The 18267-nt window shown below is 51.8% G+C and carries 13 protein-coding genes, 2 tRNA genes and 1 pseudogene; 10 read left to right on the forward strand and 6 right to left on the reverse strand.

The features are described from left to right. The first annotated feature begins 83 nt into the window (after window positions 1-83). From PsAD46_RS14575 to PsAD46_RS14585, 3 genes are all read left to right on the forward strand, one after another. Window positions 84-818 carry a L,D-transpeptidase gene (locus PsAD46_RS14575; RefSeq protein ID WP_208981853.1) on the forward strand — a complete coding sequence of 245 codons (735 nt, stop codon included), beginning with the start codon at window positions 84-86 and terminating at the stop codon, window positions 816-818. Window positions 819-1124: 306 nt separating this feature from the next. Further along, window positions 1125-2504, forward strand: a complete 1380-nt coding sequence (locus PsAD46_RS14580; RefSeq protein ID WP_063307215.1) for an efflux RND transporter periplasmic adaptor subunit — start codon at window positions 1125-1127, stop codon at window positions 2502-2504. A gap of 23 nt (window positions 2505-2527) precedes the next feature. Then, complete coding sequence (locus tag PsAD46_RS14585) at window positions 2528-5686, forward strand: efflux RND transporter permease subunit (protein WP_063307216.1); 3159 nt, start codon at window positions 2528-2530, stop codon at window positions 5684-5686. Between the two features lie 6 nt (window positions 5687-5692). Here the strand turns inward: PsAD46_RS14585 and PsAD46_RS14590 are convergent, their stop codons facing one another. After that, window positions 5693-6040, reverse strand: coding sequence for a hypothetical protein (locus PsAD46_RS14590; RefSeq protein ID WP_057466069.1), 348 nt, complete (start codon window positions 6038-6040; stop codon window positions 5693-5695). Between the two features lie 248 nt (window positions 6041-6288). On the opposite strand from PsAD46_RS14590, the gene PsAD46_RS14595 reads away from it, so the two are divergent. Continuing rightward, on the forward strand, window positions 6289-6636 hold the full coding sequence (locus PsAD46_RS14595; RefSeq protein WP_063288383.1) for a hypothetical protein: 348 nt from the start codon (window positions 6289-6291) through the stop codon (window positions 6634-6636). Between the two features lie 47 nt (window positions 6637-6683). Here PsAD46_RS14595 and PsAD46_RS14600 read toward each other — a convergent pair whose 3' ends face one another. Further along, window positions 6684-7640, reverse strand: coding sequence for a nucleoside hydrolase (locus PsAD46_RS14600; protein WP_063293108.1), 957 nt, complete (start codon window positions 7638-7640; stop codon window positions 6684-6686). Between the two features lie 216 nt (window positions 7641-7856). Here PsAD46_RS14600 and PsAD46_RS14605 point away from each other — a divergent pair, with 216 nt between their 5' ends. Then, window positions 7857-8888 (forward strand): DUF2817 domain-containing protein, encoded by a 1032-nt coding sequence (locus PsAD46_RS14605; protein WP_084404418.1) that lies wholly within the window; start codon window positions 7857-7859, stop codon window positions 8886-8888. A 7-nt stretch (window positions 8889-8895) separates the two neighbouring features. On the opposite strand, the gene PsAD46_RS14610 is transcribed toward PsAD46_RS14605, so the two are convergent. The 3 genes from PsAD46_RS14610 to PsAD46_RS14620 form a co-directional block, all read right to left on the reverse strand. Continuing rightward, a complete protein-coding gene (locus PsAD46_RS14610) occupies window positions 8896-9627 on the reverse strand; it encodes an SDR family NAD(P)-dependent oxidoreductase (RefSeq protein ID WP_063293107.1) in 732 nt (243 codons plus the stop codon). Between the two features lie 120 nt (window positions 9628-9747). Then, a tRNA-Gln gene (locus PsAD46_RS14615) sits at window positions 9748-9821 on the reverse strand. 59 nt (window positions 9822-9880) lie between these two features. Further along, window positions 9881-9954 (reverse strand) — tRNA-Gln (locus tag PsAD46_RS14620). Between the two features lie 551 nt (window positions 9955-10505). Here PsAD46_RS14620 and PsAD46_RS14625 point away from each other — a divergent pair. Together PsAD46_RS14625 and PsAD46_RS14630 are read left to right on the forward strand one after the other, a co-directional pair. After that, complete coding sequence (locus PsAD46_RS14625; protein ID WP_063288386.1) at window positions 10506-11942, forward strand: Ppx/GppA phosphatase family protein; 1437 nt, start codon at window positions 10506-10508, stop codon at window positions 11940-11942. Further along, a complete protein-coding gene (locus tag PsAD46_RS14630; protein ID WP_057466074.1) occupies window positions 11939-12640 on the forward strand; it encodes an RlmE family RNA methyltransferase in 702 nt (233 codons plus the stop codon). Before PsAD46_RS14625 ends, PsAD46_RS14630 begins: the two co-directional genes overlap by 4 nt. A 33-nt stretch (window positions 12641-12673) precedes the next feature. Here the strand turns inward: PsAD46_RS14630 and PsAD46_RS14635 are convergent, their stop codons facing one another. Beyond that, window positions 12674-14074 (reverse strand): MFS transporter, encoded by a 1401-nt coding sequence (locus tag PsAD46_RS14635; RefSeq protein WP_063293106.1) that lies wholly within the window; start codon window positions 14072-14074, stop codon window positions 12674-12676. 328 nt (window positions 14075-14402) lie between these two features. Here PsAD46_RS14635 and guaB point away from each other — a divergent pair, with 328 nt between their 5' ends. The 3 genes and pseudogenes from guaB to PsAD46_RS27665 form a co-directional block, all read left to right on the forward strand. Further along, window positions 14403-15905 carry an IMP dehydrogenase gene (gene guaB, locus PsAD46_RS14640; RefSeq protein ID WP_063288388.1) on the forward strand — a complete coding sequence of 501 codons (1503 nt, stop codon included), beginning with the start codon at window positions 14403-14405 and terminating at the stop codon, window positions 15903-15905. 250 nt (window positions 15906-16155) lie between these two features. Next, on the forward strand, window positions 16156-16941 hold the full coding sequence (locus tag PsAD46_RS14645; RefSeq protein WP_063307217.1) for an integrase family protein: 786 nt from the start codon (window positions 16156-16158) through the stop codon (window positions 16939-16941). A 916-nt stretch (window positions 16942-17857) separates the two neighbouring features. After that, window positions 17858-18267 (forward strand): annotated as a pseudogene (locus PsAD46_RS27665) (transposase); the annotation flags it as partial.

Consider the following 18267-nt stretch of genomic DNA (forward strand, 5'->3'; position numbering starts at 1 on the left):
AGTTAGAAACGCAAATCGACTGTGCGATATGTTTATTGCAGCATGCTCGGCAATCTAACTTAAGGAACAATAATAGGGTGACCATGAGCTTTTTAAGTACAACTGCCGAGAAGGCGAGGCATTGTAACAAAGGTAGTTTGTCCAGACGTGGTTTTGTAATCGGAACAGCAGCCCTCGCTTTGGCAGGCTGTCAGACAACCGGTACTCCAAAACGCAAGACTGTGGCCGACCTTCGCCAGGATCCGTACTACAAGGCTGTTTATGGCCCGATGCCGGAAGAAAAATTCCCCATCCCTGCAGTCAATCTCAGCCAGATCCCAGACGGTAAGTACCTCCGTCAGGTGGTGAACTACACCGGTCCGGAAGTTGGCGGCACACTTGTTGTCGACCCATCCAACCGCTTCCTTTATCTGGTGCGCGGTGATGGCACTGCCATGCGCTATGGTGTCGGTGTAGGCCGTGCTGGCTTTAGCTGGAACGGCGATGCTGTCATCCAGTACAAACGTCAGTGGCCAAAATGGACGCCGCCAGCAGAGATGATCGCACGTCAGCCAGAGCTTGAAGAGTTCCGCCATGGCATGGCGCCGGGTATTGAAAACCCGCTGGGCGCCCGTGCGCTTTACCTGTTCCAGAACGGCAAAGACACGTTGTACCGCCTGCACGGAACCAACGAGCACTGGTCAATCGGCAAAAACGTCTCAAGTGGCTGTATCCGCCTGCTCAACCAGGATGTGATTGACCTGTACAATCGCGTGCCAAATGGATCACGCGTTGTGGTGCGTCCGGCAAGTAACCCGGTGGAACCGCTCAGCGTTTAGCTAAATGTAGCATCGCGAAAATGACTGAAAGGCCTGATATCAATGTCAGGCCTTTTGTGCATCTGCCTCTGGAAAACGCGCGGGGCAGACCAAGGAAAGTGTAACGAACTGTAGCAAAACGCCGGTTCAGACAATGTCATTACGTTTTTACAAACTTCAAAATGCACATGTCTCACAAAAGCAATGTAAAACACTCTCAACTAATGTGTTCTTTCAAGCGTGCTTGAATCGCCAAGAGGCTCCTCATTGATCTAGTGAGCCTGAATAGCCGTAAGTACTGCAAATTCTGGTAGGAGTTGGCTGTTAATGTCCCGTTCTAGACAGGCTGTAAAAGTTGGTCTGATCGCCGTCGTAGTTGGTATTGCAGGTTTATATATCGGCAAGCCGGTTCTGTTCTCCAAGCCTGTCCCCCTGTTCGCTTCCGTTGGACTAACGCTTTGGCCAACTGAGACGGCAGATGTCGTCGTGAAGGGCTCTGGCAACAAACAGCAGGGCAAGCGTGGCGGCGGAAAACGTGGCGGTGGTGGCAATCAGGAAATTCTGGCTCGTGCCCGCAATGTGACCACAGGTGTAACTGACACATTTGTCCGCGCAATCGGCACAGGCCGTGCTGCTAAGATGACAGATCTCTACCCGGAAAGCTCTGGACGCATTCAGGAGCTGCCTTTCAAGGCAGGGACACGCGTCTCTACAGGTGATGTTGTGTTGCGTCTGGATGATGCAGAAGAGAAGCTGGCGGTCAACCGCGCCAAGCTTGCGCTTAAAGATGCTGAAGAGCAGGTTGAACGCTATGAAAAGCTGATGTCTTCGCAGACCATTTCGACAGTCCAGATGCAAAACGCTTTGCTGGCAACAAATCAGGCCCGACTGGATCTGGACAAAGCCAGTATCGATCTTGATCGCAGGCTTGTGAAAGCGCCATTTGAAGGTATTCTCGGCATCATGGATGTTGAAATCGGCGACTACGTAACCCAGTCTTCCCGCATCACAGGCCTGGACGATCGCTCAAGCATTCTGGTGGAATTTGTCGTACCAGAACGGTTTGCCAACAAGGTCAAACGTGGGGATTCTGTAGAACTGCGCACAGAAGCCATGCCGGGGCATACATTCAGCGGTGAGCTGACGGCTCTGGAAAATCGCGTCAATTCCGAATCCCGCACATTGAAAGTTCAGGCAACAGTGGCAAATCCTGACGATCTTCTGAGGTCTGGGATCGCATTCGATGCTCGTGTCCAGTTGGAAGGGGATGAATGGCCATCCGTCCCGTCAATCGCGCTCAAATGGGATCGGTCCGGCCCACATGTCTGGCTTGCTGAAAATGGTGAAGCTCTGCGAGCCGACGTAACTGTCATTGAGCGCAGCGCTGATCGCGTCTTGATTGAAGGTGAGGTCGAGCCGGGCGATATCGTCATCACGGAATCAGTGCGTGACTTGCGTCCGGGCACAAAAGTAACGCTTCAGGCTGAGCCGGGTTTTACGCTGACCAGCCCTGAAGAGCCGGCCGCACCACTCGTAAGTGAGACGCAGACACCCAGTGATAAAACTGGGGTAAAGGGCAAAGGGAAGGGACGCGGGCAAGGCAAGAATAAGCCGGACACAGGCCAAACCGATAAGGGGGAACCAGTAAAAAGCTCTGGTTCCCAATCTGGAATATCGCCTGATGGCACGACGCAATCCAGCTCCTGAATGACTGACCCGAAGGTGTTTCTATGACAACCGACAAAAAATCGACACGGGAAAGTCACCTGAGCGGATTGTATGCCCTGTGTGTACGGCGCCCGGTTCTGGCAATCACCCTGAACCTTCTTATTATCGTGGCCGGTATTGCGGCATTACTTGGCGTTGAAGTGCGCGAAATGCCAAATGTGGACCGGCCCGTTGTAACGGTCACGACCACATACTCCGGTGCGCCGCCAGAAGTTACGGATGCCGAGATAACCAGTGTGCTGGAAAAAGCGATTTCCCGCACCGCAGGCATCGAATCCATTTCATCCAATTCAAAATATGGTCGCAGCCGAATTACCGTTGAATTCAATGATGGTGTCGACGTCAGCGAAGCTGCCAATGATATCCGCGATGCTGTGAGCGGAGCGGGGCGTAATCTGCCAGAAGATGCTGATACTCCCGTTGTGGTGAAGGCAGACGCAGATGCCGATCCTGTAATGCGCGTTGTTGTAACTTCTGATGAAATGCGCATCGAAGAACTGAGCAAGTTTGTGGATGACGAGATTGTTGACCGCATCACGTCTGTACCGGGTGTCGCCAGTGTGGATCTGTATGGCTCTCAAACGCCCGTTTTCAAAATCGCAATCAACGTGCAGGCAATGTCATCTCGCGGCCTGACACCGGATAATCTGCGCTCTGTTTTAGAAGAGCTTGCGCTTGATACCTCCGGCGGATCGCTGGAAACGGGCGATCAGGAGCTCTTTGTTCGTGCAAACTCTGACGTGAAAACTGCCGAACAGATCGGCATGGTCAAGCTCAATGAGACTACCCGAATTCGCGATATTGCGTTTGTGAGCTATGGGCCGGAACGCGCGTCCTCTGGTGCGTTTTACAACGGCAAACGTGCTGTCGGCATGGGTATCATTCGCTCGGCAAACTCAAATACCATCGACATCTCCAACAACGTCCGCGCTGAAATTGAGCGCATGAAGGATCAGCTTCCAAAGGATGTTGAAGTCAACGTCAGCAGTGATGATGCAACGTTCATTGGTGGCGCGATCAAGGAAGTCGTGTTCTCGCTGTTCCTATCCACCAGCATTGTCATTGGTGTGATGCTGCTGTTCCTCGGTTCTATTCGAGTCACGCTTATTCCTGCTGTCACTGTTCCTGTTGCCTTGATTGGGGCTTTGGTTGGCATCTGGCTGGCGGGCTTTTCCGCAAACGTCTTGACGCTTCTAGCCCTTCTGCTAGCAACCGGTATGGTGGTTGATGATGCAATTGTGGTTCTGGAGAATATCTCCAAGCGCGTTCATAAAGGGCAGGGGCCGCGTGCGGCTGCGATCCTTGGTACGCGGGAGGTCTTCTTTGCAGTCATCACCACAACGGCCACGCTGGCTGCTGTGTTTATACCAATCTCATTCCTCCCGGGCAGTGTCGGCAAACTCTTCTCTGAGTTCGGCTTCGTGCTTGCAATCAGCGTGATGCTGTCGTCCTTCGTTGCGCTGACACTTGCACCGATGATGGCTTCCCGTCTGCTGCGAACAAAAAATTATGAGGACACGCACAAACCCTCTGCGACTTGGACTGTGATTTCCAATATGGGGACAGCCATTGAGCGTTGGTACTCCAGCACGTTGGATTGGACATTGCGCCGTCCATTCATATTGCTGGGCGCGGCAACACTCTTCGTCATTTTGGGAGCCTCCCAATATACCTCACTGCCAAGACAGCTCACCCCGACTGAGGACAGATCTGTGATCTTCATGATTGCATCGACACCTCAAGGGGCAAGTTTGGACTACACCGCGGGCAAGATGAGCGAGTTGGAATATATCGCTCAGCCCTATGTTGAAAATGGCGAGGCCCGAAGCGTTATGAGTCTTGTAGGCATGGGGGGGCAGATCAATCGCGGCTTTCTTGTTATGTCTTTGAAAGACTGGGCAGAGCGAGATCGCAGTCAGCAGGAAATTGTCAACGAACTACAACGCAAGACCGCTAAAATCCCCGGCCTGAAGGTGCGTGTTGCTCAACCTAATACAATCGGAATTCGTGGCGCTGGGCAGGGACTCCGCTTTGCTGTGACCGGCACCAATTATGACGAATTGGCTGAAAATGCAGATGATATCGTCTCGGAGATGCAGGCCCGTTACGGTGACAAAGTTGGCTTTGCCTCCGTGTCCTATGAGACGACACAGCCGCAATTGCTGGTGAGTGTCGACAGGGAACGCGCAAATGATCTGGGATTGTCTTCAGACCGGATCGCCTCCAATCTGCGCATGTTGCTCGATGGCTCCTCGGTAGCGGATCTCTTTGTAGAAGATGACGGCATTCCAATGGTCATGGAAGCTGGTGGTCTGCCATTGCGCTCTACCCGTGATTTGGAAAATATCTTCATCAAGAGCAAAGACGGTACCATGCTGCCGATGTCCTCTATTGTCTCCATTGAAGAAGAGGCCGTGGCACCAAGCTTGACGCGTGAAGAGCAGCAAAGAGCAGTACCCGTCACCATTTCCATCAATGACGGCTATGATCTTGCGCAGGCAATCTCTGACATGAAAGAAGTGGCTGAGGAGGTTTTGCCGGAAGGCACCAACGTCACGCTTTTGAGTGAAGCAGCGGTTTTGGAGAAAACCACATCCAACGTGTACATGACCTTCCTCTTTGCAATCCTCGTGGTTTTCCTTGTGCTCGCTGCGCAGTTTGAAAGCTTCATGAGCGCCTTTGTCATTCTCTGCACAGTGCCCTTTGGCATTTCAGCAGCAATTATCTCTATCGGCCTGACAGGGGGCTCCATCAACGTCTACTCCCAGATCGGTATCATCTTGCTCGTTGGTTTGATGGCCAAGAACGGCATTCTCATTGTCGAATTTGCCAATACTTTGAGGGAGGAAGGGCGTTCAGTCTTTGAAGCGATCCATGATGCATGCCTCATCCGCTTCCGCCCAGTTGTTATGACTGTGGTCTCAACCGTCCTTGGTGGCGTGCCACTGGTCATGGCTTTTGGAGCAGGGGCAGAAGCGCGCATTGAGATGGGATGGGTAATCGTTGGTGGTTTAGGCTTTGCAACACTCTCCACACTCTTCGTAACACCAGCCGCCTACTTGCTGCTGATGCGCTTTACGAAGCCACGCAAAGCCAGTGAAGAGAAACTGCACAGTGAGCTTGATAAAGCGCTGGGCACCACGAATACGCCAGCAGAATAGCTGCAGTTAAGGACAAGCCGAGATGATCACAATGCTTGCATTGCCTTCGTCTCGGCACTTCTGCGCAAGATAAAAGATATCCAGCCGCAGTGTGACCAGGTGGGAGTTTGCGCCCGGCTCAGTCGTCTCACTCACACGGTGGCCGAGATCTTGCGACAGCTCCAACTCAAAGAACGCTTCACTTTGAGAAAAGTAGGAGAGCAGCAAATCCAGATCGAGCGCTTCATTGCCGGCGGCGTCAACGACACGGGTCTGGCGAAGCTTGTCGCGCCACATAAGCTCTCCGCAATTATCAAGAAATTGCTCGCAGGAGACCAGCTCGTCAAACAGTTGATGAACACTAGAACGAAGCATCTAATCTATATCCAGCCTTTCAGATGCAAATTGCAGAGCGAATTATAGTCCAAAGATCTGATTTCCCCTCAAAACCAAACGATAAAATTGAAGGTATGAGCCATTTGATTGCACAGCATCAGATCACTGAAGTTTACAATAGCCCTCAATTGTCACAGAAATGTAATAAGGCGCATTGAGTGCGCCTTGATCGTGGTATGCTTTGATTTTCCCTAATGGAATTAAAGGTGCGACCACGGAGAGAAATGATGCGTTCACTTAAGTTTTTGACGGTGATACTGACAGGTCTGTCGACAATGCTGATATCAGTCTCACTCGGTAATGCCTTGGGCATACAGCAATTGACAGAAGTGAGCGGACGAGCGGAAGTTGTCGATAAACGCCAGCTCAATATCTATCACCAACATGGGATTATTCGCGTTGGTCTGATGTGGCCTGCGGAAAATCATTACTCTTTGCGGCGTCAATTGGCGACCGCAGTCAAAGTGAAATGCCTGATGTTCGGATCTGAAGCATCTGCAAGCTGCGTTGCAATTGATAAGTTCGGGTCGCGCTGGATGCTCGGCAATGCCAATCAGATGGCATTCACAAAGTAAGGTGCTTAAAAGCGCCGACAGCCTGATGCTCTCGGCGCTTTCTAATTTTACTTATTGCTGGCGAACGTCTTCATCATGATGTCGACGAAGAGTGCCGCATTCGCGTCAAGGGCCACTTTGCAATTGGCTTGTTTGGTGCCGCGGTGGTTCTTGTCAACAATCGTACGCCCAACAGTCAGTGCACCCTGTGTTTCAATATCAACCGGGAACTCTTCCAGCGTAATCACGTCTGGCTGAATGAGGTGCGCGATACAAAGCGCATCATGCACCGGTGCGCTGTGCTCAACATCCATCTTCTGGATCTTGTCGTGAATGCCAATGCGATGGCCTGTACAAGCGGCCATTGCCTTACCAGCAGGCGTGCCCAGCTCATCAAACTGACGACATTGCGTTGCTGTCACCAGCGCTTTGTGTGTTGCATCCAGCGGCACCATGGTCAGCTTTTCAAAGCCAGCATTAAAGACTGCATAAGCAGCTTCAGGGTCAGCCCAGATGTTGAATTCCGCAGCAGGGGTCACATTACCAACATCATGACCACCACCCATGATCACGACTTCAGGAATGAGGTCCACCAACTTCGGCTCAACAGCCAGCGCTGCGGCAATGTTGGTGAGTGGCGCAACCGGAACCAGCGTGATTGGATCAGTCGCACTGCGGTAGGTTTCTACCAGATACTCAACAGCATGCTGCTTTTGTGCTTTTAAAGCAGTTTCCGGCAGAGGAAGATGCTTGCCGTGGATCTTCTCGGTCAGATCGTTTTTGGTGCGGGGAGTTGGAAAGTCATTTCGTACCAGAGGCTTGTGACAACCAGCGTAAACCGGAATCTCAGGCTTGCCGATATAGTCGAGAACACGCAAGGAATTATCTGTGCAATAATGCAGCTCAGCATTCCCGTTCACAGTGGTTACGCCAATCAGGTCAAGATCTTCATGCAAAGCAGCCAGCATAATGGCAACAGCATCATCCGTGCCCGTGTCCACATCTAGTATCAGTTTTCTTTTCATTATTCGCTCCCGGGAAGCTGATCGCTGCTAACTCTATGGGTGCGCAGCGGCAGCCTGATATGAAGACGCATCATCGCAATTGATTGAAAACTTGCATGTGATGCGAGAAAAAAGAGATAAGGAACAACAGACTAGATTATTCTTTCCGGGTCAATTAGGTGTGTAATGTAACCGCCGATATATCACAGCTTCATCCCGTTATTTGAAGAGTACACAATGCCTGCAAATCCCATTTTCTCTGAGGACTATTTCCAAGCTCAACAGCGTTTCATGGACCTGGCCAGTCGACTTGGATTTGAGACAGAGATCATCCCGCACCCAACCTTCAAGAGTGAAGAGGGACCTGTGCAGATGGCTGTTGCTTTGCAAGGCAAGCCAGACAGTGAGCATGTGGTGTTCATCACTTCCGGCGTGCATGGAACAGAACTCACAGCGGGCTCTGGAATTCAGCTGGACTTGATGCAGCGCTATCTGGAGCAGCTGCCAGACAATACAAAAGTAGTCTGGGTGCATGCAGTTAATCCTGCTGGCTGCGCGATCTTTACACGAACAGATGAGAACAACGTCGACAACAACCGCAACTCCATTAGCTTTGATGGAGACCTCCCTCAAAACCCGGACTATGAGGAGCTGCACACCGCCATTTGTGCGCCGCAGATCACGGGCGAGGAGTGGCAGGCTGCCAATGCCGCAATCAAAGCTTATACGGAAAAGAACGGGGCTGGCGCTCTGACGCAAAAAGTGCTGAAGGGGCAGTACACGGTCCCAATGGGTCTGTTCTATGGTGGGGAGGAAACCTCCTGGTCCACCAAAACCCTAAAGCAGGTCATTGTCTGTTATGGACAAGGTGCAAAGCGTGCAACGATCATTGATCTGCACACTGGTGTTGGCCCCTGCGGTTTCTGTGAGGTGATGGACCTCAGTTCAAAGCCGGGTGAAGAGGCGGAGTGGAGCCTCATCGGTGGTTTCATGTGTGATACTTTGGACAGTTTGGATCTGGAGGTCCCACCAACCAAGCTGATCCTGGAGTTTGGCACAGTCCCATTTGAACAAGTGCTGGACGCTCATCGCCGAGACAACTGGCTGAAACGCAATCGGGACACTGTCGCCCCAGAGTTGGCCGCTGAAATCAGGCAGGAGCTCAAGGATGCGCTCTTTGTTGATACACAAGAGTGGTGTGAAGCACTTCTGACGCAAAGCCGCGATGTTTTTGAACAGTACGTTCTGAAAGCCTCTGTCGGCGCTTAATGACTGCTCAGGGTGAGATTTCAGTCCCGTCATAGGCTAGGCATTTGCCGGTTTGGGATTGATCTACCTTACTGATCACATCCAGTAACATTGCCGCGGACTGCTTTGGCTGCATCAACAGGCTTTCTTGAATGCCGCGTTGAAACGGTTTTGAAAGGGAGCTGTCCACTGTTCCCGGATGCAGGCCAATAATGATAGAGCTTTGATGCGTGCGCTGCATCTCAATCGCAGCGCACCTGATGAGCATGTTAAGGGCTGCTTTTGAGGCCCGGTACGAATACCATCCCCCCAGATAATTATCAGAAATGCTGCCAACTCGTGCTGAAATGGTTGCAAAAACAGCCTTCTTGTGCTTGGGTAACAGCGGTAGAAAGTACTTCATGATCATCGCTGGTAAGATCGTGTTCGTACAAAACGTTTCCCCCATTCCGGCGTGGGTGAGGGCCCGGATAGTTTTTTCTGGTTTCGTGGTTGCGCTGTGGAGCTGCCCCGTCGCCACGAAAATCAGATCCAGCCCACCAGCTGCTTTAATCGCATCTGCACTGGCATTGAGCCCTTCTGGATCCTCCAATGAGAAAGCCCGACTTTCAACACGCTCATGGACTGGCATGCGCTCTAAAGAACGGGCAAAACAAAACACAGTCGCCGTGTGATAGCGATCAATGCATTCATTGACAAAAGCAGAGCCAATCGCGCCACTGGCACCAAAAACGGCAATCCGTTTGGGAGAAAAGGGCATGACAGGGCCTCTGCAAGCGTTGAAGACGCAAGCAGTGTTCTTGAGGGACACAAAGCCGTCAATTAGCGGAATATGAGAGCCGCCCAGGCAATCTGTTTAGATATGATGTATGGAAGAAAATGGCTGGGGATCCTGGACTCGAACCAGGACCGACGGAGTCAGAGTCCGCTGTTCTACCATTAAACTAATCCCCAGCAGAACAGGAGGGAAGTGTTCCCTACCTGGCAGTTGAAGCTTTTGATACGTGAGTAATTGGCTGGGGATCCTGGACTCGAACCAGGACCGACGGAGTCAGAGTCCGCTGTTCTACCATTAAACTAATCCCCAGCAATAACAGCACGTTAGCTACTGCCAACCAACAAAGTGAAGCAAGTCGTTCAATTCGTCGGTGAGAGGGCTTTTAGTGTTCGGACCGGACCTTGTCAACTTGGTTCTCGTGAGTTTTAACAAAATCAGTGGGCTAAGCGGATTTCATGCCCTTCTCTTGTGAATAAGGGCATGGCTCTGAGTGTTTCTGCGCAAATGTGCTCTGGCTATGGCACAGCTGTATCAACTCCGACCACCGGCGAGCCGATCTGTAAGCCTCTGGAGTTTCCTGCAATTTGAGAGAATTCGTTTAAATTTAGGACTGTACCATTCAAATGGGGCGATTGCTGTTTGCCATGAAACTGTTACAATGTTGCCAACTTAAAATGACTTCAGTCCAGATCGCATTTAGATGCCTCAAGGACTGCACAAAGGCATAGCACTTGAAGAAAACGGGTGAGCGGTCCTCTTCGGATGGAGCGAGAACGCCCGGCGTCCCGGGAAGCTCGAAAAAGGGCAGACGGAAGCAACGCCATAGAAAGCGCCAGGGTGGTGACGCCAAAAATGCGTCTTTGCACCGCGCTGAAGCTGGTCATTCTGCTGGGATTGCGGAAGAGGCCGGTAGTTCTCGTCCTGAAGGCGCCAAGCGGCAGAGGAAAGCACGTCGCGCAAAGCCTAATCGGGCAGAAAGACGTGCGCTCCTAAACCAGAAACTACATGCGCCCGTTGTCAATATTGATCCGGGCGGCACATCAGTAGAAGTTATACAACCTGCTCCTGCACCTAAGGAGGAGGCCAAAACGCATGGGTCAGCGCAGGCCAGACAGTCAGGGCCTGTAGAGCAACAATCTCCGCGTCCTTCTCAAGGCTACAGATCTCGCGAAAGTGATGCAAACCGACGCCATCATCATGCGGATACGCGTGGTGATGGGACGCATCGTTTTCCTTCGCGCCACAGGCATCAGGCGGCAGGGTCTCAGGAACTTTATGCAGCTTTGGATCTAGGCACCAACAATTGTCGTTTGTTGATTGCCAGACCAGAGCAGCGCGGGTTTCGCGTTGTCGATGCCTACTCCAAGATTGTACGCTTGGGGGAGGGTGTCGGGCGTAACCGGAAACTCTCCGATGACGCCATTTCTCGAGCCATTGAGGCCTTGCAGGTTTGTCAGCAAAAGATTTCCGAGCGCGGCGTTCAGCGGGCACGGCTCATTGCAACCGAAGCCTGCCGGGCAGCTGAAAATGGCGAGGAGTTTGTCAGCCGTGCCAAGAAAGAAGCGGGGCTGGAGCTTGAGATCGTCAGTCAGGAGACTGAAGCACGCTTAGCTGTTGCTGGGTGCGTTTCTCTGGTCGATCCTGAGGCTGATGGTGTTCTGCTTTTCGATATTGGAGGCGGATCCTCTGAGATTGTCTGGCTCGATCTGCGCAACAGATATGGTGCGCGCGGGTATGCACTGACGCGCTTTGTCCGAACATGGACGTCTCTGCCTCTGGGCGTTGTAAATCTGGCGGAAAGTCACGGAGGTGTGCACGTCACACCAGATGTTTTTGAAGCTATGGTTGGTGATGTCTCGCAGAGATTGGAGAATTTCCCTCTTGGCAATGAACTCTCCCGTGCTATAGAGCGCGGAAATGTCCATATGCTGGGAACATCCGGGACGGTGACTACATTGGCCGGGGTCCACTTGGGCCTTAAACGCTATGATCGCCGCCGCGTTGATGGAGCATGGATGGAACAGGAAGATGTTTCAGCCATGATTAACCAGCTTTTGAATATGTCCTATCAAGAACGGGTGGAAAACCCTTGTATTGGTGAGGACCGAGCCGATTTGGTGCTAGCAGGTTGCGCAATTTTGGAAGGAATACGCCGCAGATGGCCTTGTCAGCGTTTACGTGTGGCTGACAGAGGACTGCGGGAAGGTATTTTGATGGAGATGATGGCTGCAGACAAAGTCTGGAGCAACTCCAACCATAAGCGCCGGCGCACCCCTAGAAAGGAATATAACAGATGAGCGGCAACTCTAGTGGTCGTGGATCAGGTGATCGGGGCATGTTTCAGCGCGTGAAAACTGCGCGTAAACGGTCCAACTCCTCAACACTCTGGCTGCAACGCCAGCTGAATGATCCGTACGTCCGCCGTGCCAAGGTCGATGGCTATCGCTCTAGGGCGGCCTACAAGCTGATCGAGATCAACGAGAAGCATGAAATCTTGAAGCCGGGTATGCGTGTGGTCGATTTGGGGTGTGCTCCAGGCGGCTGGTCGCAGCTGACGGCGCCGATCGTTGGCTCAATGGATGATGAGCCATTGGTGGTTGGGATTGATTATCTCGAAGTTGAACCGATCCCAGGCGTTGTGATCCTTCAAAAAGACTTTCTGGATGATGATGCTCCTGATGAACTGATGAAAGCGCTCGGCGGGCATCGCCCAGATCTGGTGATGTCTGACATGGCAGCGCCAACGACAGGCCATCGTCAAACAGATCACCTGCGCACGACTTATTTGTTCGAGATCGCAATCGATTTTGCGCGTCAGAACCTGAATGAAGGTGGTGCATTCCTCTCAAAGGTGTTTGCCGGTGGGGCTGAGGCAAAGTTGCTTCAGGATCTGAAGAAGGAATTTAAGTCTGTGGTGCATATCAAGCCGCCAGCGAGCCGCAAAGGCAGCCCTGAGATGTTTATTCTCGCCAAGGGCTACAGAGGTTCCAAATAATGTTCAGAAAGGCTGGTTTCGACCAGCCTTTTTTTATTGATGTAAGTGTACTTGCTCATCCACTTTGTTCTTTCCAAGATTAACGGGAAGAAACCAGAAAAACAGCACGGGCAGCAAGGCAAATAAACCAGTGCAAACGGAGAGCCAGATAAAGTCAGGCCCGGTGAGCATGGGCTCTTCTGTGATGTTCTGCCGAACATGCAAAACGGCAGCAGCAAAGCCAACCGCCAGTGAAATAGAAAGTTGCTGAACCAGTCCTGCAAAGCTCACACCCTGATTAACAAGACACCTGGTCAGATCCGCATAGCTTGCTGTGTTGGCTGATGTGAATACAAGGCTTCGTGTAAGGCCTGTGAGCAGGATGAGGAGCGCGACTGCTGCAAGTGACTTGGTAAGCCACACAAAGCCCACAGCCAGCGTTAAAACGGAAAGAACAATGGTGCAGGGCAGCAGGACGCCGCGAAAGCCGAATGTTTTGATCAATCGGTGAGCGACCACGCGTGAAAGCAGGGCTCCAATGGCTGCGGCGCCCATAAGGAGTCCTGTTGTCAGACTATCAAGACCCATTGGAATTTGCAGCATGAGCGGCATGACAAACGCAAAGGAAGCGACGCCGATGCGCAAAGGGACAGCTGCGTAGGTCGAGACACGATAGCTGAGATTTGCGAAGAGCTTCAGGTCAATCACTGGATGGCGTGCGCGCCGTGCATGCCATATAAAAACCAGGCCGAATGATAAACTTGCTGCAAAAAGGCCAAAGGGAATAAATGCATCGGCCGTGATCTTCGTAAGATTAGCAATCCCAGCCAGGAGCGATGCGGCAGTACTCCCTAGCAAAATGAACCCCGGAAAATCGAAGGGCACCTTGTTCTTCCGTCTGTAATTGCGAAAGTAAAAGCTGCTCATAGCGCCAACGGCAACGCAAACCGGCACATTGATCAAAAAAATCCAGCGCCAATTGAGATAGTGGACAATAATGCCGCCCAGAAAGGGACCAAAGGCAATCCCGAATGCAGCGGGCGTGACGACCCAAACCATCGCTTGCACAAGGATCTTCGTGCCTGCCATGCGGATGACTGTCAGACGTCCAATCGGCATTAGAAAGGCTCCGGCAAACCCCTGAATTGCACGAGCAATCAAAAGATGGGTCAGATTACTGGAAAGAGCGCAAGCCACTGACATGCTCATAAACAGGAGCGCTGCACCAACAAACAATCGTTTTGAACCGAACCGGTCAGCTGCCCATCCAGAAATGGGAATAAATACCGCTAATGTGAGCTGATAGAGCGATATGGTCATATGCAATGTAAGTGGATTGATTTTTAGGTCACGGGCGATAGTGGGGATCGCAACCCCAAGCACTGTAGCGTCCAGCTGCACCAGCAAAAGCGTCATGCCAACGATCACAGTCGTCATGCGGAGGCGGTGCGGCATACTCGGAGCTTTCCGGTCTGAAATCACTCAGGGGTGTCCGTTGAGGCCTCTGGGTATCCCTGAAGGTGTCTATTCTCGAAAGCTGACCCTAAAGGAACTCGGTCTACCAACACTCATAGGCGATACAGGCAATTTAGTAAAATCAATGGGGGGAGGCTCAAATATGCAATCCGCGGCCTGAAATTGATAAATGCCCCTTTTCAAATCGCAAAAGCCGTGGTAGTGACCCGCGTCAACTTCTCTATCTTTTCAGACAACTCTGCAGTCAAATCCACTTGAGCAGGGAGTGGGTCAGGGCGGTCTATATTCATCCGAAGGGAACTTGGCAATGCCTACATTTTACGAACCATCTTCAGGTCACGAAGCGCTGACTTTTGATGATGTTCTGCTCCTCCCAGGGCATTCTGAGATCATGCCAGCGCAGGTCGAACTGCACTCACGAATCTCTCGCAATCTTCATTTGTATTTGCCTATCCTCTCTTCCGCAATGGACACAGTGACAGAAGCACGCCTGGCGATTGCTATGGCACAGGCCGGTGGCCTCGGCATCATCCACAAGAACATGACACCAGAACGTCAGGCCGAAGAAGTCCGTCAGGTGAAGAAATTCGAGAGTGGCATGGTCGTCAATCCATTGGTGATTGGTCCCGATGCAACTCTGGAAGACGCTCTCAATCTGATGGAGGCGCACAAGATCTCCGGCGTGCCAGTGGTTGAAAACGGTGGTCGCGGCGGTACTGCTACAGGTCGCCTCGTTGGTATTCTGACCAACCGCGACGTACGCTTTGCCTCAAACCCTGAGCAGCTGGTCTGTGAACTGATGACCCGCGACAACCTGATCACAGTGCGTGACAATGTTCGTCAGGATGAAGCCAAGCGTCTGTTGCACCAACACCGTATCGAAAAGCTTTTGGTGGTTGATGAGAACCAGTATTGTGTTGGTCTTATTACTGTAAAAGACATGGAAAAGGCACAGCTCAATCCGAATGCATCCAAGGACGGGCAGGGACGCCTTCTGTCTGGTGCTGCAACCAGCGTTGGTGAAGATGGCATGCGCCGCGCTGAGGCCCTGATTGAGGCTGATGTCGACCTTCTGGTTGTGGATACCGCGCACGGCCATTCGCAAGCAGTGATCGATCAGGTAGCTGCAATCAAGAAGCGCTTCCCGAGTGTAGAGCTGGTGGCTGGCAACGTAGCAACTCCAGCTGCAACAAAAGCGCTGATTGAAGCTGGTGCAGATGCCGTGAAGGTGGGTATCGGGCCGGGTTCTATCTGTACAACGCGCATTGTTGCTGGTGTCGGCGTTCCTCAGCTCACAGCGATCCTTGAGTGCGCAGCCGAGGCTGCTAAGGCTGACGTGCCAATCATTGCAGATGGTGGCATCAAGTTCTCCGGCGATATGGCAAAAGCATTCGCAGCAGGTGCAGGCTCCTGCATGGTGGGTTCACTACTGGCTGGTACCGAAGAAAGCCCAGGTGAGGTTTACCTGCATCAAGGGCGTTCCTACAAAGCCTATCGTGGTATGGGCTCTGTAGGTGCAATGGCACGTGGTTCCGCAGATCGTTACTTCCAGGCAGAGGTCTCTGATAAGCTGAAGCTGGTTCCAGAAGGCATTGAAGGACAGGTGCCTTACAAAGGCCCGCTCTCTTCCGTTCTGCACCAGCTCGCAGGCGGTGTCCGTGCGTCCATGGGCTATGTCGGTGCGCCGAACCTGCCAGAGTACAAAGACCGCGCAACCTTCGTCCGCATCTCCGGCGCCTCCCTTCGCGAAAGCCACGCCCACGATGTCACGATTACACGCGAAAGCCCGAATTACCCCGGCGCTGTTTGATGGGTTTAGGCTGAGCTGTCTCTTCTTTTAATTTCAATGGCTTGCGGTAATTTCGAGCTATATCGAAATGCCGCAAGTTTTATTGGTTGTGTGACTAGCGTGTGATTTATTTTTCGTGTTCATATAGGGGGGGTGATTTAAGGCATCTCCATGGCAACCCGGCTCACCAACTCATATCTCAAAATTTTTAAGTATGAAGGCAAACGTATCCGGCTCTCCGACTCCGTAGAGGAGGGGCTGCTCGTCACAGTTGGCGCAAAGAAAGAAAACCTTTTCGGTTTACGTCAAAGTTGCAGGTCAGCGCCTGCATGAGACGCTAGGGTATTTCCCAGAACTCAGTGTAGATGAAGCGCGTGAGAAGGCGCGCAAAATGAAAAACGCTATGCGCGAAGGGTTATTGCATATCGAGGCCCTGGATGAGCTTGCTCAGATTTGCTTCAAGCGCAGAGAGGGGGAGGTCGCAGACACTACCCTGGCAAAGTACAAATCTGATTGGAAAAACAAGTTTAAGGACTGGCACAACTTAAGCCCGGCAGCGTTGACGGTCGATAGGTGTCGCATGAAGTTTGGGCTGCTTTTTGAGAAGCATGGCCCGATCGCAGCAAATACTGCAGCGATCACAAGCCAGGTAATAATCAACTGGTCAATCTCCCAGGGTTTGCTCCCTCTTTCGTTTGCTAATCCTTGGCTCCACATAACGAGGAATCCTCGTAAGCCGCGAACACGGTTTATGAGTTCAGAGGAGCTGAGCAAGTATTGGAATGGGCTGGAAGAGGTTCAGTCCGGTGGGTGGCATTGGATCATAGGTGTCCATGCTCTGCGTTATCTTCTGATGACTGGCCGAAGAAAGGAAGAGACGCTCAGTCTGCGCTGGGACCAGCTTGACTTGGAGATGGGGGCGGTGTCACAGCCAACGAAGACCGGGGAGAAGACATTTCGACTTGCCCAAGAAGTAGTCGATCACCTGAGAGGTATCCCTCCAGTAAAAGGCTGTGATTATGTTTTGTTTCTTTTGGTAAGGGGAACACAGTTGTAAATGAGCATATTCTCTATGGTGAATATAATGATATGTGCAAGAAGGCTGGTATTTCTGACTTACAAGTCCATGACTTGCGCCGCTCCGTTGGATCTCATCTGCGTTTGAGTGGGGTTGATCTGGCTGATATCGCGGACATCTTAGGGCATTCTGACTTATCGACAACGCGGCGACACTATGCGCACCTCGATAGCGCGCGACATAGAGACAAGGCAGAGATTTATGCGAAAAAAATAAAGTTTCACTCTGATAGGGCTAAAGCTGGACTTTCGATAGCTTCCATCATGGGTTGAGATACCTTCACCCGAAGGCTTCTCCAGTTGCTCTTATGCGCGATCTAGTATTACCCAACGTGACCAATTGAGGACATTTGACCTAACTTAGGCCAGCTCCAATCAAACTAAGACTTCAGCTTATGGTAGAAGTAGTTCGTCTCGTCGTTGGGGATCGGAATTCGAGTATTCGTTTCCATGTTGAAGGGTGCAGAACGGGTATCTGGAATTAATATACAAGCTAGAGTATAAGTGGCATGTTGATTTGCAGAGATCGAGCAAGCCATGCACTTAAGCAAGATTAGACTTACAAACTATCGCCGCCTGACAGATGCAAAGATAAATCTTGATAGGGAAATCTCGATCTTCGTTGGAGCAAACAATAGTGGTAAGACTTCTGTCGCACACGCTATACACTCCTTTATCAGCGGCTCCCGAGACCGTATCAAATTTCACGACATTAGTGCATCTCGCTGGGGTGACATCGACGCATTCGAGGCAGGTGAAGAGCATGCATCACTCCCTATACTGTCGATTGATCTTTGGTTTGGTGTCGACTGTTCCCCATCGAAGCCTTATGGACAGATCGGTTAATTTGAATAAGGGAGTGTTTTGGCTCATGATCATGAGATTAGGAGTGAACAATGGGGCACAACACACGGACCGCCAGCGCTGCAGCTGAGAAGGCGGTTAAAGATATCCGCCGCAGGACCTGCGCTATTCCACTGAAGACAAGATCCGCATCGTACTCGCAGGACTACGTGGTGAGGACAGCATTGCTGAACTGTGTCGTCAAGAAGGTATCTCGCAGGGACTTTATTACAGTTGGTCAAAAGAGTTTCTGGAAGCTGGCAAGAAGCGGCTTGCTGGTGATACTGCCCGCCAGGCCAGCACCGGTGAGGTCAAGCAGCGACGCAAAGAGGCGCGAGACCTTAAGGAAGTTGTCGCCGAGCAGGCTCTGGAACTGCGGCTTCTTAAAAAAAGCGTTCTCGAGGATGGGGGAGACGACGAATGAGGTACCCCGCTCACGAGAAGCTGGAGATTATCCGGCTGG

This window comes from Pseudovibrio sp. Ad46 (assembly GCF_001623065.1).
GTDB lineage: Bacteria > Pseudomonadota > Alphaproteobacteria > Rhizobiales > Stappiaceae > Pseudovibrio.

Excerpts from the sequence above, each read along its gene's own strand:
- PsAD46_RS14580 (WP_063307215.1), top strand. The coding sequence starts at position 1,125 with ATGTCCCGTTCTAGACAGGCTGTAAAAGTTGGTCTGATCGCCGTCGTA.
- PsAD46_RS14595 (WP_063288383.1), top strand. The coding sequence starts at position 6,289 with ATGCGTTCACTTAAGTTTTTGACGGTGATACTGACAGGTCTGTCGACA.
- PsAD46_RS14585 (WP_063307216.1), top strand. The coding sequence starts at position 2,528 with ATGACAACCGACAAAAAATCGACACGGGAAAGTCACCTGAGCGGATTG.
- PsAD46_RS14600 (WP_063293108.1), bottom strand. The coding sequence starts at position 7,640 with ATGAAAAGAAAACTGATACTAGATGTGGACACGGGCACGGATGATGCT.
- PsAD46_RS14590 (WP_057466069.1), bottom strand. The coding sequence starts at position 6,040 with ATGCTTCGTTCTAGTGTTCATCAACTGTTTGACGAGCTGGTCTCCTGC.
- PsAD46_RS14610 (WP_063293107.1), bottom strand. The coding sequence starts at position 9,627 with ATGCCCTTTTCTCCCAAACGGATTGCCGTTTTTGGTGCCAGTGGCGCG.
- guaB (WP_063288388.1), top strand. The coding sequence starts at position 14,403 with ATGCCTACATTTTACGAACCATCTTCAGGTCACGAAGCGCTGACTTTT.
- PsAD46_RS14635 (WP_063293106.1), bottom strand. The coding sequence starts at position 14,074 with ATGCCGCACCGCCTCCGCATGACGACTGTGATCGTTGGCATGACGCTT.
- PsAD46_RS14630 (WP_057466074.1), top strand. The coding sequence starts at position 11,939 with ATGAGCGGCAACTCTAGTGGTCGTGGATCAGGTGATCGGGGCATGTTT.
- PsAD46_RS14605 (WP_084404418.1), top strand. The coding sequence starts at position 7,857 with ATGCCTGCAAATCCCATTTTCTCTGAGGACTATTTCCAAGCTCAACAG.
- PsAD46_RS14575 (WP_208981853.1), top strand. The coding sequence starts at position 84 with ATGAGCTTTTTAAGTACAACTGCCGAGAAGGCGAGGCATTGTAACAAA.